The organism is Pseudomonas sp. MHK4 (assembly GCF_054600775.1).
Window position 1 is genome coordinate 968310 of the sequence record NZ_BAAIAK010000001.1, and the last position, 23321, is coordinate 991630.

The 23321-nt window shown below is 59.8% G+C and carries 26 protein-coding genes; 14 read left to right on the plus strand and 12 right to left on the minus strand.

Annotation, left to right across the window (positions count from 1 at the left end; genetic code table 11):
• Nucleotides 1-73 precede the first annotated feature (73 nt).
• On the plus strand, nt 74-955 hold the full coding sequence (rarD, locus tag ACYP2Q_RS04160) for an EamA family transporter RarD (protein WP_459729326.1): 882 nt from the start codon (nt 74-76) through the stop codon (nt 953-955).
• Nucleotides 956-1050: 95 nt separating this feature from the next.
• Here rarD and hppD read toward each other — a convergent pair whose 3' ends face one another.
• Entirely contained in the window at nt 1051-2127 is a 1077-nt protein-coding gene (hppD, locus tag ACYP2Q_RS04165) for a 4-hydroxyphenylpyruvate dioxygenase (RefSeq protein WP_274077140.1), read from the minus strand.
• A gap of 431 nt (nt 2128-2558) precedes the next feature.
• Between hppD and ACYP2Q_RS04170 the strand changes: the two genes are divergently transcribed.
• Nucleotides 2559-4091 carry an EAL domain-containing protein gene (locus tag ACYP2Q_RS04170; protein WP_459729328.1) on the plus strand — a complete coding sequence of 511 codons (1533 nt, stop codon included), beginning with the start codon at nt 2559-2561 and terminating at the stop codon, nt 4089-4091.
• A 227-nt stretch (nt 4092-4318) separates the two neighbouring features.
• Nucleotides 4319-4681, plus strand: a complete 363-nt coding sequence (locus ACYP2Q_RS04175) for a histone-like nucleoid-structuring protein, MvaT/MvaU family (protein WP_008065377.1) — start codon at nt 4319-4321, stop codon at nt 4679-4681.
• A 177-nt stretch (nt 4682-4858) separates the two neighbouring features.
• Here ACYP2Q_RS04175 and ACYP2Q_RS04180 read toward each other — a convergent pair whose 3' ends face one another.
• Nucleotides 4859-5383: a DUF4946 domain-containing protein gene (locus ACYP2Q_RS04180; protein WP_459729329.1), complete on the minus strand. Its 525-nt coding sequence runs from the start codon at nt 5381-5383 to the stop codon at nt 4859-4861.
• Nucleotides 5384-5528: 145 nt separating this feature from the next.
• Here ACYP2Q_RS04180 and gloA point away from each other — a divergent pair, with 145 nt between their 5' ends.
• Entirely contained in the window at nt 5529-6050 is a 522-nt protein-coding gene (gloA, locus tag ACYP2Q_RS04185) for a lactoylglutathione lyase (RefSeq protein ID WP_459729330.1), read from the plus strand.
• A gap of 58 nt (nt 6051-6108) precedes the next feature.
• On the opposite strand, the gene ahpF is transcribed toward gloA, so the two are convergent.
• From ahpF to ACYP2Q_RS04200, 3 genes are all read right to left on the minus strand, one after another.
• Nucleotides 6109-7671 carry an alkyl hydroperoxide reductase subunit F gene (ahpF, locus tag ACYP2Q_RS04190; RefSeq protein WP_459729331.1) on the minus strand — a complete coding sequence of 521 codons (1563 nt, stop codon included), beginning with the start codon at nt 7669-7671 and terminating at the stop codon, nt 6109-6111.
• A 134-nt stretch (nt 7672-7805) separates the two neighbouring features.
• On the minus strand, nt 7806-8369 hold the full coding sequence (gene ahpC / locus ACYP2Q_RS04195; protein ID WP_007975937.1) for an alkyl hydroperoxide reductase subunit C: 564 nt from the start codon (nt 8367-8369) through the stop codon (nt 7806-7808).
• 137 nt (nt 8370-8506) lie between these two features.
• Nucleotides 8507-9445: a site-specific integrase gene (locus ACYP2Q_RS04200; protein WP_459729332.1), complete on the minus strand. Its 939-nt coding sequence runs from the start codon at nt 9443-9445 to the stop codon at nt 8507-8509.
• Nucleotides 9446-9725: 280 nt separating this feature from the next.
• Between ACYP2Q_RS04200 and ACYP2Q_RS04205 the strand changes: the two genes are divergently transcribed.
• Entirely contained in the window at nt 9726-10739 is a 1014-nt protein-coding gene (locus ACYP2Q_RS04205) for a DNA-binding protein (protein WP_459729333.1), read from the plus strand.
• Here the strand turns inward: ACYP2Q_RS04205 and gorA are convergent.
• Together gorA and galU are read right to left on the minus strand one after the other, a co-directional pair.
• Nucleotides 10736-12094: a glutathione-disulfide reductase gene (gene gorA, locus ACYP2Q_RS04210; protein WP_459729334.1), complete on the minus strand. Its 1359-nt coding sequence runs from the start codon at nt 12092-12094 to the stop codon at nt 10736-10738. The genes ACYP2Q_RS04205 and gorA overlap by 4 nt on opposite strands.
• A gap of 975 nt (nt 12095-13069) precedes the next feature.
• Complete coding sequence (galU, locus tag ACYP2Q_RS04215) at nt 13070-13909, minus strand: UTP--glucose-1-phosphate uridylyltransferase GalU (RefSeq protein ID WP_274077150.1); 840 nt, start codon at nt 13907-13909, stop codon at nt 13070-13072.
• Nucleotides 13910-14200: 291 nt separating this feature from the next.
• Between galU and ACYP2Q_RS04220 the strand changes: the two genes are divergently transcribed.
• A complete protein-coding gene (locus ACYP2Q_RS04220) occupies nt 14201-14389 on the plus strand; it encodes a hypothetical protein (RefSeq protein ID WP_459729335.1) in 189 nt (62 codons plus the stop codon).
• Nucleotides 14390-14521: 132 nt separating this feature from the next.
• A complete protein-coding gene (locus ACYP2Q_RS04225) occupies nt 14522-14803 on the plus strand; it encodes a hypothetical protein (RefSeq protein WP_459729336.1) in 282 nt (93 codons plus the stop codon).
• An 11-nt stretch (nt 14804-14814) separates the two neighbouring features.
• Here the strand turns inward: ACYP2Q_RS04225 and ACYP2Q_RS04230 are convergent, their stop codons facing one another.
• Both ACYP2Q_RS04230 and ACYP2Q_RS04235 read right to left on the minus strand, forming a co-directional pair.
• Nucleotides 14815-15045, minus strand: coding sequence for a hypothetical protein (locus ACYP2Q_RS04230; RefSeq protein WP_459729337.1), 231 nt, complete (start codon nt 15043-15045; stop codon nt 14815-14817).
• Nucleotides 15046-15117: 72 nt separating this feature from the next.
• Nucleotides 15118-15474, minus strand: coding sequence for a hypothetical protein (locus ACYP2Q_RS04235; RefSeq protein ID WP_459729338.1), 357 nt, complete (start codon nt 15472-15474; stop codon nt 15118-15120).
• A gap of 211 nt (nt 15475-15685) precedes the next feature.
• On the opposite strand from ACYP2Q_RS04235, the gene ACYP2Q_RS04240 reads away from it, so the two are divergent.
• The 6 genes from ACYP2Q_RS04240 to ACYP2Q_RS04265 all read left to right on the plus strand — a co-directional run bounded on the left by ACYP2Q_RS04240 (nt 15686) and on the right by ACYP2Q_RS04265 (nt 19902).
• Nucleotides 15686-15988 carry a DUF1883 domain-containing protein gene (locus ACYP2Q_RS04240; protein WP_008065357.1) on the plus strand — a complete coding sequence of 101 codons (303 nt, stop codon included), beginning with the start codon at nt 15686-15688 and terminating at the stop codon, nt 15986-15988.
• A gap of 35 nt (nt 15989-16023) precedes the next feature.
• On the plus strand, nt 16024-16194 hold the full coding sequence (locus ACYP2Q_RS04245; protein ID WP_459729485.1) for a hypothetical protein: 171 nt from the start codon (nt 16024-16026) through the stop codon (nt 16192-16194).
• 118 nt (nt 16195-16312) lie between these two features.
• Entirely contained in the window at nt 16313-17017 is a 705-nt protein-coding gene (locus ACYP2Q_RS04250) for a 2OG-Fe(II) oxygenase (RefSeq protein ID WP_459729339.1), read from the plus strand.
• Between the two features lie 5 nt (nt 17018-17022).
• Nucleotides 17023-17688 carry a DNA oxidative demethylase AlkB gene (gene alkB / locus ACYP2Q_RS04255; RefSeq protein WP_459729477.1) on the plus strand — a complete coding sequence of 222 codons (666 nt, stop codon included), beginning with the start codon at nt 17023-17025 and terminating at the stop codon, nt 17686-17688.
• 87 nt (nt 17689-17775) lie between these two features.
• On the plus strand, nt 17776-18840 hold the full coding sequence (gene ada / locus ACYP2Q_RS04260; protein WP_459729340.1) for a bifunctional DNA-binding transcriptional regulator/O6-methylguanine-DNA methyltransferase Ada: 1065 nt from the start codon (nt 17776-17778) through the stop codon (nt 18838-18840).
• A 165-nt stretch (nt 18841-19005) separates the two neighbouring features.
• On the plus strand, nt 19006-19902 hold the full coding sequence (locus ACYP2Q_RS04265; protein ID WP_459729342.1) for a LysR family transcriptional regulator: 897 nt from the start codon (nt 19006-19008) through the stop codon (nt 19900-19902).
• Nucleotides 19903-20027: 125 nt separating this feature from the next.
• On the opposite strand, the gene ACYP2Q_RS04270 is transcribed toward ACYP2Q_RS04265, so the two are convergent.
• The 3 genes from ACYP2Q_RS04270 to gspG form a co-directional block, all read right to left on the minus strand.
• Nucleotides 20028-20672, minus strand: coding sequence for a hypothetical protein (locus ACYP2Q_RS04270; RefSeq protein ID WP_459729343.1), 645 nt, complete (start codon nt 20670-20672; stop codon nt 20028-20030).
• 150 nt (nt 20673-20822) lie between these two features.
• Complete coding sequence (locus tag ACYP2Q_RS04275; protein WP_459729344.1) at nt 20823-22010, minus strand: type II secretion system F family protein; 1188 nt, start codon at nt 22008-22010, stop codon at nt 20823-20825.
• A 14-nt stretch (nt 22011-22024) separates the two neighbouring features.
• Nucleotides 22025-22474, minus strand: a complete 450-nt coding sequence (gspG, locus tag ACYP2Q_RS04280; protein WP_274076660.1) for a type II secretion system major pseudopilin GspG — start codon at nt 22472-22474, stop codon at nt 22025-22027.
• Between the two features lie 206 nt (nt 22475-22680).
• Between gspG and ACYP2Q_RS04285 the strand changes: the two genes are divergently transcribed.
• On the plus strand, nt 22681-23289 hold the full coding sequence (locus ACYP2Q_RS04285) for a lytic transglycosylase domain-containing protein (RefSeq protein WP_459729345.1): 609 nt from the start codon (nt 22681-22683) through the stop codon (nt 23287-23289).
• The last annotated feature ends 32 nt before the right edge of the window (nt 23290-23321 follow it).

Here is a 23321-nt window from a genome sequence, read left to right on the forward strand (position 1 = left end):
ATCCGGCCAATATTCAGCACAAAAACCACGTATCCTCCGCAACCCGTTTTATGTTCAACCTCGCGAGGACAGCTTGTCTAAAGGTATCGCTTTATCGGTGTCAGCCTCGGTGCTGTTTGCCGTCATGTATTACTACACTTCGTTGCTCAAGCCTTTGAGCGGCGTGGAGATTTTCGGCTGGCGCATGCTGTTGACGGTGCCGTGCATGACGGTGTTCATGCTGGTGTCCGGGGAATGGCGGCGGGTGATCGACCTGTTGCGCAGGATTGGCGCGCAACCGAAGCTGATCGCCGGCCTGGTACTGTCGTCGGCACTGCTGGGCGTGCAGCTGTGGCTGTTCATGTGGGCGCCGCTCAACGGCTACAGCCTCGATGTGTCGCTGGGATACTTCCTGTTGCCGCTGGCCATGGTCCTGACCGGGCGTATCGCCTACGGTGAACGGCTGTCGTATCTGCAAAAAGTCGCGGTGTTCTTTGCGAGCCTGGGCGTGGTCAACGAGTTGTATCAGGTCGGCGGATTCTCCTGGGCGACACTGGTGGTGGTCATCGGCTATCCCCTGTACTTCGTGCTGCGCAAATGGCTGAAGGCCGACAACCTTGGTGGGCTCTGGCTGGACATGACCCTGATGCTGCCCATCGCCTACTGGTTTGTGCACGGTGGCGAGCAAGGTTTTGGTGTCTTCGATCAGCATCCGGCGCTGGCATGGCTGATCCCATTGCTCGGCCTGATCAGTGCGTCAGCGCTGGTGGTCTACATCATCGCCAGTCGCTTGCTGCCGTTCAGTCTGTTCGGTCTGTTGAGCTACGTCGAGCCGGTGCTGTTGCTGGGGGTGGCGTTGTTGCTGGGGGAAAGCATCAAGCCCGGTGAATGGCTGACCTATATTCCGATCTGGATGGCGGTAGTGGTGTTGGTGTTTGAAGGGTTCAAGCATCTGATGCGGCATCGCCGACCTTAAAGCAAAAGATCGCAGCCTGCGGCAGCTCCTACATGGGAATGGGTACACCTTGTAGGAGCTGCCGAAGGCTGCGATCTTTTGATCTTTACAACAAATCAGTCAGTGGACAGCACGCCACGACGAACCTGATCGCGTTCGATGGATTCGAACAGCGCCTTGAAGTTGCCTTCACCAAAACCGTCATCACCCTTGCGCTGGATGAATTCGAAGAACACCGGCCCCATCAGGGTTTCCGAGAAGATCTGCAACAGCAGGCGCTTGTCGCCCGACTCGGACGAACCGTCCAGCAGAATGCCGCGCGCCTGCAGCTCGCCCACCGGCTCGCCGTGGTTGGGCAAACGGCCTTCGAGCATTTCATAGTAAGTGTCCGGCGGCGCGGTCATGAAGCGCATGCCGATGCTTTTCAGGTGATCCCAGGTCTTGAGCAGGTCGTCGCTGAGGAAGGCCACGTGCTGGATGCCCTCGCCGTTGAACTGCATCAGGAACTCTTCGATCTGCCCGGCGCCCTTGGACGACTCTTCGTTCAATGGAATGCGGATCATGCCGTCCGGCGCGGTCATGGCCTTGGAGGTCAGGCCGGTGTATTCGCCTTTGATGTCGAAGTAGCGGATTTCGCGGAAGTTGAACAGTTTCTCGTAGAAGTTCGCCCAGTAGGCCATGCGACCGCGATACACGTTGTGGGTCAGGTGATCGATGATCTTCAGGCCGGCGCCGACCGGGTGGCGGTCAACGCCCTCCAGGAACACGAAGTCAATGTCGTAGATCGAGCTGCCTTCGCCGAAACGGTCGATCAGGTACAGCGGCGCGCCGCCGATGCCCTTGATCGCCGGCAGGTTCAGCTCCATGGGACCTGTCTCGATGTGGATCGGCTGGGCGCCGAGTTCCAGGGCGCGGTTGTAGGCCTTTTGCGAATCCTTGACACGGAACGCCATGCCGCACACCGACGGACCGTGCTCGGCGGCAAAGTACGAGGCGACGCTGTTGGGTTCATTGTTGAGGATCAGGTTGATCGCGCCCTGGCGATACAGGTGCACGTCTTTGGAGCGATGGGTCGCGACCTTGGTGAAGCCCATGATCTCGAAGATCGGCTCCAGGGTATTGGGGGTTGGCGATGCCAGTTCGATGAACTCGAAGCCCATCAGGCCCATTGGGTTTTCGTATAAATCTGCCATGGTTGGCGCCTCATCATGCTTTTAGATTAACAAATGTCAGTTGCTAGCAATGCTGAGACCGGTGGGTGGCGCACAGGAGATGCCCCGCACGCTGCGGGCGAGGAAGTCACCGTAGATCAATTGAAACCCGAATATCTTCATTGTCGACCCAAGGCTCTGAGGGCGAGGCTTCTGCTGCCAGAAGACGATTATTATTGTATGCGTAACCTGATTCTACACAGCGTAAATCATTTTGTCCGCCTCCTGTATCAAATCCCCTTTTTCCCCAGTCATGCAAGGGGTTTGTTGCAGGTTGGTCGAGCGCCTGGGCAACCCTTGAGCGGCACAAGTGCCGAGGGCCAACTATCCTGCCTCGTACCTGAACTCTTCATGGGAGGCCTCACGCCCCGCCAGCATTTGAGAGCACGACTTCATCGATACAGGTTTTGCGAATGCCACTGAAAATCAAAGCCCGACAACGCCGCATCAGGGTCGCCGTGACCCTGTTGAGTGGACTGCTGCCGATTATGCTGGGTTTTGCCATTCTTCATATGCAGGCCGAACGTGTACTTACGCAAAGTACCCGGCAAACCGCGCAAGAAGCGCTGCGCCAGTTCGAACTGATGCTCGACAACACTGCCCAGGCGGCGCGCGAGTTGCTGCCGTTGGCTGGCCAGAGTTGCATCGACGTCAACCTGGCATTGCGCGAGCAGGTAACAAAACGTCCATTCGTGCGCTCGACCAACCTACTGTGGGACGACACTATCTATTGCAGTTCCCTGTTCGGCGACTATCACGAAAAAATTGCCTCCGGGGACTATGCCAACGGCCAGTTGTTGTTGATGAAGGGCAACCCCGTGACACCCGACACTGCGCTGCTGGTTTATCGACTCAGCGAAGGCAAACGGGGCGCGATGAGCACGCTGGACGGGTACCACCTGAGTAATCTCTTGCGTCTGATGGGGCGGCAGAAACTGCTGCTGTTGCAAGTAGGGCCTAACTGGTTGTCCGCCGACGGCAGTTTTCACGTTGGCGAACCACCCGAGTTCCCCGTCGCGGAAAACAGTCTGACTTCTTCCCGTTATCCCTTCAGCGTGAAGGCCGGTTTCCCGGAAGGCGAAGTGTGGCGTTACATGAGCAGTGAATATCCGCCATTGTTCAGCTTATTGCTGTTCTTCGGCGTGATTTCCGGTTTGATCGGGTATGTCATACAGAAACGCTCGTCGTCACCGACCCTTGAAATGCAACGCGCACTGGACGCGGCGGAGTTCGTCCCGTATTTCCAGCCGGTGGTGCAGGCGCAAAGTAAAAAATGCACAGGGGTCGAGGTGCTGATGCGCTGGAACCATCCAAAAGAAGGCCTGGTACGCGCCGACCTGTTCATTCCGTTTGCCGAGCACTGCGGGCTGATCGTGCCAATGACCCGCTCGATCATGCAACAGACCGCCAGGCTGCTGGCACCGCAGTCGGCGTCCTTTGCCGAGCCGTTTCATATCGGCATCAATATCACCGCCGATCATTGCCACGATCTTGCGCTGGTCGACGATTGCCGGCAGTTCCTCGGCGCGTTTGCCAAAGGCTCCATCCACCTGGTCCTGGAATTGACCGAGCGCAAGCTGATCGAGCCCACGGCCATCACCCATCGCCTGTTCGAGCAGTTGCATGAGCTTGGCGTGATGATCGCCATCGACGACTTCGGCACCGGCCACTCAAGCCTCGGTTACCTGCGTCAGTTCAACGTGGATTTCCTGAAAATCGACCAGAGCTTTGTCGCCATGATCGGCGTCGACACCCTCTCCAGCCACATTCTGGACAGCATCATCGATCTCGCGGCCAAGCTCGACCTGGCCACGATTGCAGAAGGTGTGGAAACCCCGGAACAAAGTGATTACCTGACGGCCCACCATGTGAACTACCTGCAAGGTTATCTGTTTGGTCGACCGATGCCCGCGGCAGACTTCATTAACGCATTAAGTCATCATTAACTAGTGGCGTTTAGCAGCGAGCCGCCCTCCCCAAAATGATTCAACGCACAACTCTTGTTACATGAAGAAAAAGACATGATTTACTCTTGATCAATTAACAACTACAATTTTTCATGCCTGCGCTAGATTGGCAGGTGAGCCACTTATCACCGAGTCGCTTCAAGGCTCTTGGCTTATAGCTTTGTTTGCGGTTGGTATCAGCCAAACACACTATTGGAGTAAAGATATTGTCCAGACTCGCTGAATTTCGTGCAGCTGAAAAGGCCCTTCAAGAGCAGCTCAAGCAGCTTGAATCCCTGAAGAACGATGCCGGGCTCAAGAAAGAAATCGAATTCGAAGAAAAGCTGCAGGGGCTGATGAAAACCTACGGCAAGAGCCTGCGCGACATTATTGCCATCCTCGACCCGAACCCGGCAAAATCCGGTCTGCAACAGGCCGCGCCGAAAACCCGCCGTGCTCGCGTGGTCAAGGTTTATCAGAACCCGCATACCGGCGAGCTGATTGAAACCAAGGGTGGCAACCATCGCGGGCTGAAGGCCTGGAAGGAACAATACGGTGCAGCCACCGTTGACTCCTGGCTGCGCGGCTGAACCCTCGCACTGAAAAAAACAAAGCCCTGCACATGCAGGGCTTTGTTTTGATAGCATCTAAATGCAAGCATATCGACGGATCCACCGGGTACTTTACAGGCAACTTTGTGCTTAATCCTTTTGGCTATCTAAAACTATCGGCTTGGGCATGAAATCGGCGCTTATCGAGGCCTTCAATTAAAGTTTCAAGCCATTACGTGCCGCCTCTATTTCATTCTGACTGGCCTTATAAGCCTCGGCCTGCCCGGCGTAGGAAAGAACGTAGGCCTTATCGGCATCCACGGCAGCGACCAATGTTTGAGACAGCACATGTCGGCCGTTTTGGGTGATGGTGCAGGTGGTTTCCAGTGCCGCCAGGCGACTCAAGTTGGTCGAGTGAATCCGGTTGCAGACACTTTGATAGCCACCCTGGAAAAAGTCTTTCTGCACCGACTTGCGCATCTCCAGCAACACCGCTTCCAGGTTCACTTGATGACCGCTTTGCACCCGGGTCATGGTCAGTTCCATCACCATCATCGGCGTGCCTTGCGCATCGTTCTTGACCGCGCGCTGGCGGCTGACACCGGCGTCAGCGTCGCCCTGGGCAACGACTTCGACCTGCCAGCCTGGCGGCCAGGTCACAACCGGCTCATCGCTATCAGCCTGGACAACGACCGAAAGCACGCCACTCAAGATAATCAACGCCCTGCACAAACGAATCATTGCAATCAACACCCGGCCAGTTAGCCCTGAAGTCTGATCCTCGACCGGCGGTCAGGCAATAGCAGGCGCTTCGGGTTTGGTGATGTCGCACTCCATGCGTATCATTGGCGTCATACGTCAGCCCCAATTATTTTCCGGAGGGCCCATGAGCCTGCACGAACTGAACACCTTCCCCGGCGTCACCGCACAGCCTGACACCGCCACCCAGAGCTTCGTCTTCAACCACACCATGTTGCGGGTCAAGGACATCACCAAGTCCCTGGACTTCTACACGCGCATCCTCGGATTCACACTGGTGGAGAAACGCGATTTCCCGGAAGCCGAATTCAGCCTGTACTTCCTCGCCCTGGTCGACAAGAGCCAGATTCCGGCCGATGCCGCTGAGCGTACGCAGTGGATGAAGTCGATCCCCGGCATTCTCGAACTGACCCATAACCACGGCACCGAGAACGACCCGGACTTTGCCTATCACAACGGCAATACCGACCCACGCGGTTTCGGTCACATCTGCATCTGCGTTCCGGACATCGTCGCCGCATGCGAGCGCTTCGAAGCGCTGGGCTGCGATTTCCAGAAGCGACTGAGCGACGGCCGCATGAAGAGCCTGGCGTTCATCAAGGACCCGGATGCATATTGGGTGGAGATCATCCAGCCAGCACCGTTGTAAATCAAAATCAAAAAACCCCATGATCATTCATGGGGTTTTGTGTTTTCAGCGTCCGGTATTACGCCGGGGCCGAGGTGCGGATCAAGTGGTCGAATGCACTCAGGGAAGCCTTGGCGCCCTCGCCCACCGCGATCACGATCTGCTTGTACGGCACGGTCGTTACGTCGCCAGCTGCGAAGATACCCGGCACCGAGGTTTCGCCACGGGCATCGACGATGATCTCGCCTCGGGGTGACAGCTCGATGGTGCCCTTGAGCCAATCGGTGTTGGGCAATAGACCGATCTGCACGAAGATCCCTTCCAGCTCCACGTTGCGCAGTTCGTCAGTCTGGCGATCCTTGTAGCGCAGGCCGTTGACCTTCTGCCCGTCGCCCGTCACTTCAGTGGTTTGCGCACTGGTGATCACGGTCACGTTCGGCAGACTGTGCAACTTGCGCAGCAACACCGCATCGGCACGCAGCTGTACATCGAACTCCAGCAGCGTGACGTGGGACACGATACCGGCCAGGTCGATGGCCGCTTCTACGCCGGAGTTGCCGCCGCCAATTACCGCCACGCGCTTGCCTTTGAACAGCGGGCCGTCACAGTGTGGGCAGTAGGCCACACCCTTGTTGCGGTACTCCTGCTCACCGGGTACGTTCATCTCGCGCCAGCGTGCACCAGTCGCCAGAATCACGGTCTTGGCTTTGAGCTTCGCGCCGCTGGCGAATTGAACTTCATGCAGCTCACCATTCGCGCCCGGAACCAGCTTGTCGGCGCGCTGCAGGTTCATGATGTCCACGTCGTACTGCTTGACGTGTTCTTCCAGTGCCACAGCCAGTTTCGGCCCTTCGGTTTCCTGCACGGAGATGAAGTTTTCGATGGCCATGGTGTCGAGCACCTGCCCACCAAAACGCTCAGCCGCAACACCAGTGCGAATGCCTTTGCGAGCGGCATAAATCGCCGCCGAAGCACCGGCCGGGCCACCGCCGACCACCAGCACGTCAAAGGCTTCCTTGGCGCTGATCTTCTCGGCCTGGCGCTCGATGCCGCTGGTGTCGATCTTGGCGAGGATTTCTTCCAGGCCCATGCGGCCCTGGCCGAAGTTCACGCCGTTGAGGTAGATGCTCGGTACCGCCATGATCTGGCGCTCATCGACTTCTGCCTGGAACAGCGCACCGTCGATGGCGACGTGGCGGATGTTGGGGTTGAGTACCGCCATCAGGTTAAGCGCCTGGACCACGTCCGGGCAGTTCTGGCAGGACAGCGAGAAATAAGTCTCGAAGTTGAACTCGCCCTTCAGCGAGCGGATCTGTTCGATCACTTCGACACTGGCCTTGGAGGGGTGGCCGCCGACTTGCAGCAAGGCCAGCACCAACGAAGTGAATTCGTGCCCCATCGGGATGCCGGCGAAACGCAGGCTGATATCCGCTCCCGGGCGGTTGATCGAGAACGATGGCTTGCGGGCGTCATCACCGTTGTCGAGCAAGGTAATCTGGGTGGAAAGACTGGTTACGTCTTTCAGGAGTGCGAGCATTTCCTGGGATTTCGCACCGTCGTCGAGGGAGGCAACGATCTCGATCGGCTGGGTGACCCGTTCCAGGTACGATTTCAACTGGGCTTTAAGATTGGCATCCAACATACGGGCGATTTCCTTTTTTGCTTTGCTAAAGACATAAAAAAACGCCCGAGCGAATCTCGCCCGGGCGTTTTTATTGGGCGGTGCAGCTTGCTTAGAAGGTGCGCAAGTGCGCCCTGGTGAAGCGCGTCACAGACTTAGATCTTGCCGACCAGGTCCAGGGACGGGGCCAGAGTGGCCTCGCCTTCTTTCCACTTGGCTGGGCAAACCTGGCCCGGGTGAGCAGCGACGTACTGGGCAGCCTTGATCTTGCGCAGCAGCTCGGAAGCGTCGCGGCCTACACCGCCGTCGTTCAGCTCAACAATCTTGATCTGGCCTTCAGGGTTGATTACGAAGGTGCCACGGTCAGCCAGGCCAGCCTCTTCGATCAGCACGTCAAAGTTGCGGGAGATGGCGTGGGTCGGGTCGCCGATCATGGTGTACTGGATCTTGCCGATGGCTGGCGAAGTGTTGTGCCAGGCAGCGTGGGCGAAGTGGGTGTCGGTGGAAACGCTGTAGATTTCAACGCCCAGTTTCTGGAAGGCGTCGTAGTTGTCAGCCAGGTCTTCCAGCTCGGTCGGGCAAACGAAGGTGAAGTCGGCCGGGTAGAAGAACACCACGGACCACTTGCCTTTCAGGTCGGCGTCCGAAACTTTTACAAAGTCGCCGTTTTTGAATGCGTCAGCTTTGAAAGGTTTAACTTGGCTGTTGATGATAGGCATCGTTGACTCTCCGTCAGGGGTTAAGAAGTTGATGAAGAGACTTTACCCACTCGACGGACGGTTGGCTCATTGGCAAACCTCATGCCGCTGATTGGCTTTCGCTATTAGCCAACAGTATTAATAGAAGAAAACCGAATTTACGACGCCAGCGGCTTTTCCGCGAGACGGGCCATACCGGGAAACGGACTGGCTTCGATGTAGCGCATGGCGGACTTGACGTCCTTCCAGCCGACGTAGCTCATCAACGACTTCAAGTCCCAGCCGCTCTGGTGTGCCCAGGATGCAAAGCCGCGGCGAAGTGAGTGGCTGGTGTAGTGCTCGGCAGATATGCCGGCGCGTTCCAGCGCCTGGCGCAACAGCGGGATCACGCTGTTGGCATGCAAGCCCTCCTCGCTCAAATGGCCCCATCGGTCGATGCCACGGAACACCGGACCGCGAACCAGCGCGGCCTCGGTGATCCAGTCGATGTAGGCCTGCACCGGGCATAATCGCTGCAACGCGGGCGTCTGGTAGGTCTTGCCGAGGTTTTCCCGGTCGCTCTTGCTGCGTGGCAAGTACAGCGTGATGCCGGAACCGGCGCTCGCTTGCACATGCTCGATCTGCACGCGGCATAACTCATCGCTGCGAAACCCACGCCAGAAACCCAGCAGGATCAACGCCTTGTCGCGCCGGGCCCGCAGCAGCCCCGGTCGATCGCCTTGCTGCCTGGCGGTTTGTGCCTCCAGTTCCAGCCACGCCACCACTCGCTCCAGGTGCTGAAGCTGCAGCGGCTCAGCCTGTTTCTCCTGGGCCGGATGCAGCGCCCGAATGCCCTTGAATACTTTTCGCACCACCGGCGCCTTGGTGGGATCGGCAAATCCCTGGCTGTTATGCCACTGCGCCAGCGCAGACAGACGCAGCTTCAAGGTGTTGATCGATAGCACACCCGCATGGGCCACCAGATAGCGCGCCACGCTGTCGCCGGTCGCCGGCAGGAAACCGCCCCAACTGACCTCGAAATGCTCGATGGCCGCCCGATAGCTGCGGCGGGTGTTGTCGCGCGTGGCGGCTTGCAGGTAACGATCCAGCTCACTCATGTAAATAACCTTGCCTTAACTGTAGGAGCGAGCTCGCTCGCGATGGACGTTAACGATGACGCTGGCTGAATGGATGTACGCGGTGCTCTCTCGCGAGCAGGCTCGCTCCTACAGGGGTTTGTGTACGGATTTGCAGACGCGAACGCCTCAAAATCGATATCACACGGGGTAATACCAGTATATCCCGCATGATGAATACCCGGTATCAAACTTTCAATGATGGATGGTACAATGTTTATATACGTGGTACGTACCACACAGCAAAAACGCAGGAGTTCTCATGGCCCGTGTCGGCGTGAATAAACAAGTGGTACAAGCGGCTCGATTGGCGATCCTCGCCCGCGGCGAAAATCCCAGCATCGATGCCGTACGCATCGAAATGGGCAATACGGGTTCGAAAACCACGATCCATCGCTATATGAAGGAGCTCGATGACAGCACCCCGGACACTGAAGAGGCGCCGTCCGAGCCGATCGACGACGAGTTGCTGGCCCTGGTGACGCGCCTGGCGCAGAGGCTCAAGGAGCAGGCGCAAGAACCGATCGACCAGGCCTGCGAGCAGTACGAGCAACAGCGCAAGGCACTGGAAACGCAGCTGCAACAGGCCGAACAAGCCAATACGCAACTGCAGCAGCACTACGAACTGCAAAGCCTGGCCCTGACCCAGGAATCCGAGGCGCTGCACAGCACCCGTTCACAGCTTCAGGGCGAACAAACCCGCAACGCCGGACTGACTCAGGCACTGGCTGATTTCGAATTGCGCCTGAAAGACAAGGACGAGCAGATTCGCTCGCTCGAAGAGAAACACCTGCACAGCCGCGACGCCCTTGACCACTATCGCAACGCGGTCAAGGAGCAGCGCGAGCAGGAGCAAAGCCGCCACGAAGGTCAGGTGCAGCAACTGCAGATGGAGTTACGCCAGGCTCAGCAAAGCGCCCTGGTGCGCCAGGATGAAATCACCCAGCTGCACCGCGACAACGAACGCCTGCTGACGGAGAATCGCGGCACGTTGCGCGAGCTGAGCCTGTTGCAGGAGCAGCTCAAGCAAAGCAACACCCGCCAGGATCAACTGCTCGACCAGGCCAATCGGGTCGACAGCGAACGCACCCTTCTCCAGGAACGCCTGCGAGTGGCCATGCTGGAAAGCCAGGCACTCAAACAGAGCGTCGAGGAGCAAACGCAAGCCAGCAAACTACTGCAAGGCGAACTGCTGAAAACCCAGGCAGAGCTGGAAGAAAGCGTACGCCTGGCCGCTGCCGTTGCAGCAGCGCCAGGCGTCGCCAAGGGCGATTAAGCGCCGACCGGGGTACGCAGGGTGACGAACTCTTCGGCGGCCGTCGGGTGCACCCCGATGGTTTCGTCGAAGTGGCGCTTGGTGGCACCCGCCTTCAAGGCAATGGCCAGGCCCTGGACGATTTCGCCAGCCTCGGGACCGACCATGTGGCAGCCCAGCACCTTGTCGGTCTGGGCGTCCACCACCAGCTTCATCAGCGTGCGCTCCTGGCATTCGGTCAGGGTCAGCTTCATCGGCCGGAAGCGGCTTTCGAAGATCTGCACCTCGTGGCCGGCTTCCCGCGCTTCTTCCTCGGTCAGGCCGACCGTGCCGATGTTCGGCAGGCTGAACACCGCCGTCGGGATCATCTTGTAGTCCACCGGGCGATATTGCTCAGGCTTGAACAAACGTCGCGCCACCGCCATGCCTTCGGCCAGCGCCACGGGCGTCAGCTGCACCCGCCCGATCACATCGCCCAGGGCCAGGATCGAAGGCTCGGCCGTCTGGTACAGGTCATCCACCTCGACGAAGCCCTTCTTGTCGAGCTTCACCCCGGTGTTTTCCAGGCCGAGATTATCCAGCATCGGCCGGCGACCAGTGGCGTAGAACACGCAATCGGCCTCCAGCTGACGGCCATCCTTGAGCGTCACTTTCAGGCTGCCATCGGCTTGCTTGTCGATACGTTCGATGTCGGCATTGAATTGCAGATCCATGCCGCGCTTGCTCAGCTCTTCCTGCAAATGCTTGCGCACGGAACCGTCGAAGCCACGCAGGAACAACTCGCCGCGATACAACAGCGTGGTCTGGGCGCCCAGGCCGTGGAAGATCCCGGCGAACTCGACGGCGATGTAACCACCGCCCACCACCAGCACACGCTTGGGCAGCTCTTTCAAGAAGAACGCCTGGTTGGAACTGATCGCGTGCTCGTGCCCGGGAATCTCGGGAATCTGCGGCCAGCCGCCGGTAGCGATCAGGATGTTCTTAGCCGTGTGGCACTCGCCATTGATCTCGACGGTATGCGGGTCGACGATCTTGGCGTGGCCTTCGTGCAACGTCACGCCGCTGTTGACCAGCAGGTTACGGTAAATGCCGTTGAGGCGATTGATCTCACGGTCCTTGTTGGCGATCAGCGTCGCCCAGTCGAACTGCGCCTCATCCAGGCTCCAGCCAAACCCCGAAGCCTGCTCGAAGTCCTCGGCGAAGTGAGCCCCGTAGACCAGCAGCTTTTTCGGCACGCAGCCAACGTTCACACAGGTGCCGCCCAGGTAGCGACTCTCGGCCACGGCCACTTTCGCCCCGAACCCGGCAGCAAACCGAGCCGCCCGCACACCGCCAGAACCGGCGCCAATCACATAAAGGTCAAAATCGTAGGCCATTTTCAATCTCCTCGGCAGGCCAATAGCATACCTGCGGACGGCGGCTGAGCAAGCGTTGTGCGAAGCCTGCGTTCGGCGGCAGGTAGAGCAAGATCAAAAGATCGTCCGAACGCGGCCCGAACCTTCGGCAGCTACAGATGACCGTGTTCCCCTGTAGGAGCGAGCTTGCTCGCGAAAAACCCGAGGGCACCGCGGGGTATCAGGCACCCCGCGTCATCGTTGACCTCCATCGCGAGCAAGCTTGCTCCTACAGATGACCGTGTTCCCCTGTAGGAGCGAGCTTGCTTGCGAAAAACCCGAGAGCACCGCGGGGTATCAGGCACCCCGCGTCATCGTTGACCTCCATCGCGAGCAAGCTTGCTCCTACAGATGACCGTGTTCCCCTGTAGGAGCGAGCTTGCTCGCGAAAAACCTGAGAGCACCGCGGGGTATCAGGCACCCCGCGTCATCGTTGACCTCCATCGCGAGCAAGCTTGCTCCTACAGATGACCGTGTCCCCCTGTAGGAGCGAGCTTGCTCGCGAAAAACCTGAGAGCACCGCGGGGTATCAGGCACCCCGCGTCATCGTTGACCTCCATCGCGAGCAAGCTCCTACAGATGACCGTGTTCCCCTGTAGGAGCGAGCTTGCTCGCGAAAAACCCGAGGGCACCGCGGGGTATCAGGCACCCCGCGTCATCGTTGACCTCCATCGCGAGCAAGCTCCTACAGATGACCGTGTTCCCCTGTAGGAGCGAGCTTGCTCGCGAAAAACCTGAGAGCACCGCGGGGTATCAGGCACCCCGCGTCATCGTTGACCTCCATCGCGAGCAAGCTTGCTCCTACAGTAGATCGGGTGAAACCACGAGACCCAGGGGCTTTTTAGGGCGCAAAAAAACAAACGCCCCGATCAAGTCGGGGCGTTTGTTCAGGCCTTCATCAGCTTGGTTACAGCGCGTGAAGATCGCTTTTCAATACAAGCGGTCGGGGGGGCGCAATCAGTAAGCCTTGCCCGTCTTGTAGAAGTTCTCGAAGCAGAAGTTGGTCGCGTCGATGTAGCCTTCGGCGCCGCCGCAGTCGAAACGCTTGCCCTTGAACTTGTAGGCCATCACGCAGCCGTTCTGGGCCTGCTTCATCAGGGCGTCAGTGATCTGGATTTCGCCGCCCTTGCCTGGCTCGGTCTGTTCGATCAGGTCGAAGATGTCCGGAGTCAGGATGTAGCGACCGATGATGGCCAGGTTCGACGGCGCATCTTCAGGTTTTGGTTTTTCCACCATGCTGTGCACGCGGTAGATGTCGTCGCGGATCATCTCGCCGGCGATCACGCCGTACTTGTTGGTCTCTTGCGGGTCGACTTCCTGGATGGCCACGATCGAGCAGCGGAACTGCTTGTACAGCTTGACCATCTGGGTCAGTACGCCGTCGCCGTCGAGGTTGACGCACAGGTCGTCCGCCAGCACCACGGCGAAAGGTTCATCGCCGATCAGCGGACGGCCGGTCAGGATCGCGTGGCCCAGGCCTTTCATTTCGGTCTGGCGGGTGTAGGAGAACGAGCAATTGTCGAGCAGCTTGCGGATGCCGACCAGGTACTTTTCCTTGTCGGTGCCCTTGATCTGGTTTTCCAGCTCGTAGCTGATGTCGAAATGGTCTTCCAGGGCGCGCTTGCCACGACCGGTGACGATGGAAATCTCCGTCAGGCCGGCGTCAAGGGCTTCTTCGACGCCGTACTGGATCAGTGGCTTGTTTACCACCGGCAGCATTTCCTTGGGCATGGCTTTGGTCGCTGGCAGGAAGCGAGTGCCGTAACCGGCTGCTGGAAACAAGCATTTCTTGATCATAAAAGTCCTTGAAAGGGCTGTGGTACGAGTTTCGGCGCAGTCTAATCAGGCGGCGTACACCTTACAATGCCCCGCACTGGCTAACCGATGCCATCATAGAGAAATATTCTCGCCGTTAGTTCCGCGGCGAGCACCGCGAATGGATCAGCAGCCTGTTATTGATAGCAGAGTCCCCCAGACTTGCACGACAAGTCAACCAACGGGCAAGCGCACCACCGCGCGCCCAGCGGCACCCGAACGGTGCATTTGGCGGTATCATGGCGCCATTGAACCAGCCAACGAGGCAAATAGATGTCAGAAGCAAAAAGCGTCAACGGGTACTTGATCAACAAGGCCAAGGACGGCCAGTGGTGGGTAGCCGGCGTTGGCGGCGAGAACATTGCCGGACCTTTCCCGTCCGAAGCCATGGCGATCGAAGTGGCATCGGTGTTGCAACTGGAACACCCGGAACCGAAACGACGGGGCAAGGACAAGACCTGATCCGGGCCCGAAGCCCTGCCCTGGTGCAGGGCTTTTTTTTGCGAACGCCTGAAAGAAGTGGCCTTTCGCTATAACCTTTTGCCGCCCACGCTGTCACAGGCTTTGCCCTCTCCTCCTGACGACGACAACGACATGACCAAATTTTTGCCGCTGATAGCGGTGCTGGCCCTCAGTGGCTGCGCTACCTCCGAGACCACTTACTTGAACAATGGCGAACAAGGCCTGGCGATCGACTGCTCCGGCGAGGCCAATTCCTGGGCGACCTGTTACGAAAAGGCCGATGCCTCTTGCGCCGGCACCGGTTACCGGATCGTCGGCACTGACGGCACACCCTCCCCCAAGGAAAGCGACAAGACCCTGGGTGTCGACGTAGGCAACTTCAAGAACCGCAGCGTGGTGGTGGTCTGCAAATAGGGCCACGCGCCCTACATGTGGATTTCCGCGAACTTGATCCCCAGGCCGCGTACGGTCTCGACCAGTTCATCGAGACTGCTGAAGGATTCGACTTCGTCGCTATCGTCCACCAGGAAAAAACTGCGCCCGGCGCTTTTCTTGAAAAACACGATCCATTCCCCCGGATTCGCCGGGTTCTGAATCACATGGGTGGCGCAGATTTGGCCCTCTGCGTGCCGCTCCCTTACCTTCTCTCGCTTCATGTTCGACTCCAGAAATGACAATGCCGCCAAAGGCTTGCTTTGACGGCATTGGTGCTGACAGTCGACAGTCTATCAGCCGGAAATGCACGCCGTGGCGGCATCGCGAACATCGAAGGGGCGAAGCGGCACGTTGGAGATGCGCTCATGCAGCTTGATGCTGCTTCCGCCGGAGCGATCCTCGATATCGAATACCGCCGCCGGGCCCGATGAAAGCTTCTGCGGCACGATCACCCGCACCCCGTCTTTCTGCTCTTCGATTTGCAAGGCACCCCGGCTGTCGGCGAGTTTTTCGCTCAGGCACTGCGCGTACTCATGGGGCTTCTTGCCTGAAATCACATTCATGGTCGGCAATGTCTCGTTGATCTCCGAAACACTTGCACAACCACTGATTGCCAAGACCCACGGCAAGCCATATATGCCCCACTTCATACAAAACCTCCGATAAAGACCCTCCGACAGCTCAAACACGGGTTTTCTCCAACTCGCAGCGTTTTTTTCTTCCCGGGCGTGCGCAATCTGCGTTTTTATTGTCCCAGCGGGCCCGCAGAGCCGGATATTAACGCCTCAGGGCTGATAAACTGCGCCAATCGACCCTGCTATCGTTTTGATTTTGTAGAAAAAGCCCTTCTGGAGGCGCCTCATGAAATTTATCCACCAGCGCGAGCACCTCAACGAAGACGACATCGTCGTCATTCAATGCTCGCAAACGTGCAACATACGCTTGATGAACGACGCCAACTTCCGCAGCTTCAAGAATGGCGGTCGTCACACCTATCATGGCGGCGCATTCGACACCTTCCCGGCCCGCATCACGGCGCCGAGCACCGGTTTCTGGAACATCACCATCGACACGGTCAACCGCCGTCCGATCAGCGTGACGCGCAAGCCGACCCTGACGCATTCGATCAAGATCATCCGCCGCTCCAGCTCGAAACTGAGCTGAGCCGCGCCTCACTACGCACACAGGCAGGTATGACCGTGGCCCAGACGACCAAATACGTCATCAAGTACAAACTCAATGGCGAACGCCGCTTCGAATTCGCCCAGCTGGAAAACGGCACCGAAGAAGAAGCAAAAGCCGCGCTGGACGCCCTGCATGGCCAGGGCGAAGACGTCGTCAGCGATATCAGTGTCAGCAAAGCGCTGTAACATTGCCCCGGGCGAACATGGACGACGGCGCCCTGCCGACATTCGACCGCAAGTGTCGGAGTGCTTACATCGGCAATGCCGCTTAGTCTCGCCACCTCAATAACCTGAGGGCCCGGCAATGAGCGAGCAATATCTGGACAGGCTGGACTGGCCCCTGCTGGAACAGCAACTCGATCAGGACGGTTGCGCGGTCATCGCGTCGCTGTTGAGCCACAAGGCCTGTGATCAGATCAGCGCCTTGTACGGCCAGTCACAACCCTTTCGCTCGCAGGTGATCATGGCCCGCCACGGTTTCGGTCGTGGCGAGTACAAATATTTCGGCTATCCCTTGCCGCCGCTGGTGGCTCGCCTGCGCAGTGCGCTGTACCCGCGCCTTGTGCCGATTGCCAATCGCTGGCATGAGCAGATCGCCCTGCCGAGCCGTTTTCCCGACAGCCACCAGGCCTTCCTCGAGCGCTGTCATGCCGCCGGCCAACAGCGCCCTACACCGCTGTTGCTGCAATACGGACCCCAGGGCTACAACTGCCTGCACCAGGATCTGTACGGTGAGCATGTCTTCCCACTGCAGGTGGCGATTCTTCTGTCAGAGCCTGGGGAGGACTTCACCGGCGGTGAGTTCGTGCTGACCGAGCAGCGCCCGCGCATGCAGTCGCGCCCGCAGGTCATCGGTCTGAAAAAAGGCGACGGTTTGATCTTTGCGGTCAACCAGCGCCCGGTCAAAGGCGTGCGCGGTTACTATCGGGTGAGCCTGCGCCACGGTGTCAGTCGTCTGCACAGCGGACAACGGCAGACCCTTGGGATCATCTTTCACGACGCAACATGAGCACCATGCACCCGACCACCCTAGACCTGTTTGCCGACACAGAACCCGAACAGCAGCGCCGGCGCGAACAGATCGGCGAACAATCCTGCGTCCTCAGAGGCTTTGCCCTGCCCTGGCTTGCGCGTTTGCTGCCGGCACTGGATGCCGTGCTGGCTGCCGCACCGTTCCGGCAAATGGTCACCCCTGGCGGCTTCACCATGTCGGTCGCCCTGAGCAGTTGCGGCACCTGGGGCTGGACCACCGACCGCAGCGGTTATCGCTACACCCGCGACGACCCCCGGACCGGCCTTCCCTGGCCACCCATGCCAGAGGTTTTTTTCCAACTGGCGCAGGCGGCGGCCCGGGAGGCAGGATTTGAAGATTTCGTGCCGGACTCCTGCCTTATCAATCGCTATGTGCCCGGGGCGAAAATGTCCCTGCATCAGGACAAGGACGAAAAATCCTACGCTGCGCCTATCGTTTCGGTATCCCTGGGCTTGCCTGCGATGTTCCTGTTCGGCGGCTTCGCGCGCAGCGACAAAAGCCAACGGGTGCCGGTGCTGCACGGTGACATCGTGGTCTGGGGCGGCGTCGATCGCTTGCGTTATCACGGTGTCCTTCCGATCAAGGATGGCCATCACCCGCGCCTGGGCGAACAGCGGATCAACTTCACGTTTCGTACCGCGCGATGAGGCCGTGGAGTTTGACCGCAAGCGCCGGAGTGTGGACATAGGGGCCGGTGGTTAATCTGCGGCAAACGGGTCAAAGGATGTAATGCCATGACAAGCCAATCGACAACCATCAACACCGAAAACGATCCACGCTGGGCCGCGGTGGTCGCCCGCGATCCACACGCGGACGGGCAGTTTGTCTATGCGGTGAAAACCACCGGGATCTACTGCAACCCCAGCAGCCTCTCGCGCTTGCCGAAACCGCAGAATGTCGAATTCTTCGACAGCGCCGAACTGGCCCAGGCCGCGGGTTATCGTCCAAGCAAGCGCGCGGCAACGGATCAAAGCGCTGTCGCCGCGCAACATGCCGCCACCGTGGCCGCCGCGTGCCGCCAGATCGAAACCGCCGAGGCGCTGCCCGCGCTGAACGAGCTTGCCGAAGCGGCAGGCCTGAGCAGCTTTCACTTCCATCGGGTGTTCAAGTCCGTGACCGGCCTGACGCCCAAGGGTTATGCCGCGGCCCATCGTTCCCGCCGAGTGCGGGAGCGACTGGTGGATGGTCGCTCGGTCACTGAGGCGTTGTACGCTGCCGGCTTTAATTCCAACAGCCGTTTCTATGAGGCGGCGGATCAGGTGCTGGGCATGAAACCCGCTGATTACCGTGCCGCGGGGCAAAACAATGACATTCGTTTCGCGGTTGGCCAGTGTTCCCTCGGCGCGATTCTGGTGGCGCAAAGCGAGCGTGGGGTTTGCGCGATTCTCCTGGGCGATGATCCGCAGCAACTGGTGTGCGATCTGCAGGACAGGTTTCGCCGCGCCAATCTGATCGGCGCCGACCAGGCCTTCGAACAGTTGATCGCCAGGGTCGTGGGCTTCATCGAGGCGCCGGCCCTGGGCCTGGATTTGCCGCTGGATGTGCGCGGTACGGCGTTTCAGGAACGGGTCTGGCAAGCACTACGGGAGATCCCCGCCGGCAACACCGCCAGCTATGCCGATATCGCCCAGCGCATCGGCGCGCCGAAAGCCGTACGCGCGGTGGCACAAGCCTGTGGCGCGAACCGCCTGGCGGTCGCGATCCCTTGCCACCGGGTGGTGCGCAGTGATGGCAATTTGTCGGGGTATCGTTGGGGGGTGGAGCGCAAGCGGCAATTGTTGGAACGGGAAAAGCCGTGAATAGAGCCGCAGACCTGTAGGAGCCCGGCTTGCCGGCGATGGCGCCCATGAAATCGCCATCGCCGGCAAGCCGGGCTCCTACGGGTTTTGCGTGGGGCATTGAATAGGTGTCGAAATGGGAATAAGCCGCTATAAATGCGGGTGACTGTCAATCAAGGCACGACAATGAACCCGTTCGAAGATATGCGCATTTTTTGCCAGGTGATGGATTCCGGCAGCTTCACGGCCGCCGCCGATCATCTGGGGTTGTCCAAGCAGTTCGTCAGCCGGCGCCTGATGCAGCTCGAAGCGCGCCTGGGGGTGCGGCTGCTCAATCGCTCGACAAGGCGGCTGGATGTCACGCCATTGGGGCAGAGATACTACGAATCGGCCCTGCGCTTGCTGGGCGAAGTCGAGCAGGTGGAGCAGGGCATCGCCGGACAGACCACCGAGCCGCGCGGCACGATTCGCGTGAGTGCGCCGCTGTCGTTTGCGCTGGCACATCTGGGGTGCCTGCTGCCGCAGTTTTTGCAGCGCTATCGTGACGTCACGGTGGAAGTGGATTTGAGCGATCGCCCTGTGGATCTGCTCGGCGAAGGCTACGACCTGGCGCTGCGCATCGGCACGCTGGAAGACTCGACGTTGATCGCGCGGCGCATCGCTTCCATCCAGCGCGTTTACTGCGCCAGCCCGGCCTACCTGGCCGAGCGCGGCACGCCGGTAAAACCCGAAGACCTGCACCAGCATGACTGCCTGCCTTACGGCCATGGGCGTCAGGTGCAATGGCGCTTCGAAGGGCAGGGCAAGCCACTGATGGTCAACGTCACCGGGAGGATGCGGGTCAACAATGGCGAGTTGCTCAAGGACGCGGCGATTGCCGGGATGGGGATTACCTATTTGCCGACGTTTATCGTCGGTGCGCCGTTGAAGGATGGGCGGTTGGTGGCGGTGCTGGATGACTTTTGTCCCGAGCCGCTGGCGCTGTCGGCGGTGTATCCGCAACATCGCCAGTCATCGCGGCCGGTGCAGGCGCTGATCGAATTTTTGCGCGAGCGCCTGGATCAGATGGAAGTTGTGTTGTAGATCGGTGGTTCACACAATCCACTGTGGGAGCCAGCCTGCTGGCGAAGGCGTCAGGACATTCGACATTGATGTCGTCTGACCCACCGCCATCGCCAGCAGGCTGGCTCCCACAGGGTTAGACCAGGTCAGTTGACGCGTTTGTCGTCGCCGGGTTCGCCAGCAGCATGCAGGCCGCGATCGTCACCGACTTCGCCGGCCCGGTGAACGCCGTGGTCGTCGCCTATTTCGCCGGAGCGGTGTACCCCATTGTCGTCATGCCCGGCCTGATGAACGCCATGGTCATCACCGACTTCGCCGCCGCGATGTACGCCATGATCGTCACCCGGTTCGGCGTGGGTGCTGCTGCGTCCGGAGTTCGAGGCTGTATTGCCGGCGTTTCCTGAAGCATGGTCGCTGCCGCTATGACCGCTGCCGGCGCTATTGCCGCCGTGACCACCACCATTACCACCGCCGCCGCTGCCACCACTGCCGCCACCGCCACTGCCGCCACCGTGGCCACCACCATTACCGCCGCCACCGCCGCTGCCACCACCTCCGCCGCCGCTGCCACCTCCGCCGCCGCTGCCACCACCACCGTGACCGCCACCGCCACCGCCGCCACCGCCACCGCTGCCACCACCTCCGTGGCCGCCACCGCCACCGCCCCCACCGCTTCCACCTTCTTTCGCCTGGGCACTCGATACCCCGGACAGGCTGTCCGGAATCAGTACGGTAGACGCCGACAGGATCGCGCCAATTGCGACTGCCAGTAATAGCTTGTTGATGTGCATGTCGTTCTCCGTCTTCTAATTCAAGTTGGAACGTTGATGAACATTGCAACGTGCTGCCATATTCAGTGGGTAAACACGCCAAGGTCCGGCTTTATTCGATGTCACGGTGAAAAAGACTGCGATTTCCCGCGCAGGCCCGTCCCAGAGGCGTCAGTGAATGCTTGAGGCCAACTCGAATATCGGGATGTACATCAAGATCACGATCACCCCGATCAGCAGGCCGATGAAAGTCATGAGCAAGGGCTCGAACAGGCGGACGAACCATTCGATCCAGCGGCTGATTTCCTCGTCGTAGAAGTCGGCACTGCGTTCCATCATCTGCCCGAGGTTGCCGGACTGTTCGCCGGCGCGCAGCAGGCGCAGGGACACCGGGGTCACCAGGTGGTTGAGTTCCAGCGCCGTCGACAGGGATTGCCCCTCGCGCACCCGTTCGCAGGCCTGGTCCAGGCGCAATCGGGAGGCCGGGGTGAGCAGGTTGCGGACCATGCCCATGGCGGTGACGAGGGGGATGCCGCCCTGCAACAGGATGCCCAGGGAACGGTAGAACCGCGCCAGTTCGTACATGAAGATGCGCTGATGCACCGCCGGCAGCTTTTCGATCAGGCGGTCCAGGCCCCGACGAAAGGCCGGCTGGCGCTGGAGGAAGGCGAGGGTGACGACGATCGCCACCAGTGCGCCGAAGAATTCACCCTGGTGGGCATGCAGGAACATGCCGCTGCTCATGAGGATCTGTGACAGCCACGGCAGGTTCGACCCCAGCCCTTCGAACACCAGGCTGAAGCGCGGCACCACATACCCCATCAGGAACAACACCACGCCACCGCCCACCACCAGCAACAGCATGGGGTAGATCGAGGCGCTGACGATCTTCTGGCGAACCTCGTCCATGCGCTGGCGATAGCTGACGTAGCGGCCCAGGGCCTCGCCCACGGCGCCGGTCTTCTCGCTGGACTGGACCAATGCGACGTAGAGCGGGGGGAACACCGCCGACAGTTGGCCCAAGGCCTGGGAAAAGGATTTGCCTTCATAAAGCAGGCGCACCAGTTCGCTCAAGGTCTTGCGGGCTTGCGGCGCATTCTCTTTTTCCGCCAGGCTTTCCAGCGCATCGATCAGCGGCAGGCCGGCATTGAGCAGGGTGGTCAGTTCCTGGCTGAACAACACCAGGTTGAAGGTCTCCCGCTGCCTGGGGCGCAGCGCTCGCCAGTGGCGTTCGGCGTGCAGACTGACCACCCGCAGGCCCTGGTCTTCGGCGATGCGCCGGGCTTCGCTGTCGCCCGCCGCCTCGACGGTCATGGAAACCACACCGGCCTTGCCGACCGCTTTGAGGTGAAAACGCATGGTCGCCATTCCCGTCATTGCCAACTGGTGACTTCGGCGTTTTCGCCTTCGCCGCCGGGTTGGCCGTCCTTGCCCATGGACAGCAGGTCGTACTCGCCGTTTTCGCCAGGGTAGCGGTAGTTGTAGTTACGGCCCCACGGATCCTGCGGCAGTTTTTTCTGCAGGTACGGACCGGTCCAGTGGGTTTCGTCGCTGGGGGCGGTGACCAGTGCCTGCAGCCCCTGTTCGGTCGACGGGTAATGGCCGACCTCCAGGCGGTACAGGTCCAGGGCCTTGCCCAGGCCTTCTATTTGCGCCTTGGCCACCTTCACTTCGGAACGGCCCAGTTGCGCGAAGTATTTGGGCGCGACGATGCCGGCCAACAGCCCCAGCACCACCAGCACCACCAACAGTTCAAGCAATGTGAACCCGCGCTCGGCTCTAGGGGGAAAAGCACGCGGGGCGAAACGCAGACGCTGTTTCATGATGACCTCACACAGTCGGCAGAAGGGTCGCTTAAACCGCTTATGCAATTGCCATGCAAAGCCCCGCTCAATCTTCGGACATCCCCGTGCAGCCCCCGTATTACGGCCACTCGCGCTTTCGGCACAGTGCTTGCGTATGGCTGATACGCGACTGGCCATTGGGGCATTACCCCCATTTTTCGGGGCCGGTCAGGGGAGGTACAACAATGAAAACTCTCACCACAGGATTGCTTGGCATGATGCTGCTGGCCGGCGCTGTCCAGGCCGATGTGTTCGTTTCCAGGGACGCCAAGGGCGACTACGTCCTGTCCAATGTCCATCGCCCCGGCCGCCATTACGAACGAGTGGTGCAAGAGGTCGAAGTGGCGGCGGTCAGCCTCGATCAGCAGCCGCAAATGATCGCCGCGCGCCCCTATGCCGAGCTGGTCTCCAAGGCCGCCACGGACAACCAGTTGCCGGCGGCGCTGTTGCACGCGGTGATCCAGACCGAATCGAGCTACAACGCCAGTGCCGTATCGCCCGCGGGCGCGGGTGGCTTGATGCAGTTGATGCCCGACACCGCCCGGGAAATGGGGGTGAAAAACGTCTACGACCCCAAGGCCAACATCCAGGGCGGCGCCCGTTATCTCAAGCGCCTGATGACCCTGTTCGACAACGACATCGCCCTCGCCGTAGCGGCCTACAACGCCGGGCCGCAAGCGGTGCTCAGCCGTGGCGGGGTGATCCCGCCGTTCGCCGAAACCCAGCGTTATGTGCCCAACGTATTGCGCCAATACCGGCGTTTGCAGGGGCTGGCGGCGGATGCCCCGCTGTGACCGAAACCCAATGGATGATTTTCCCCAACATT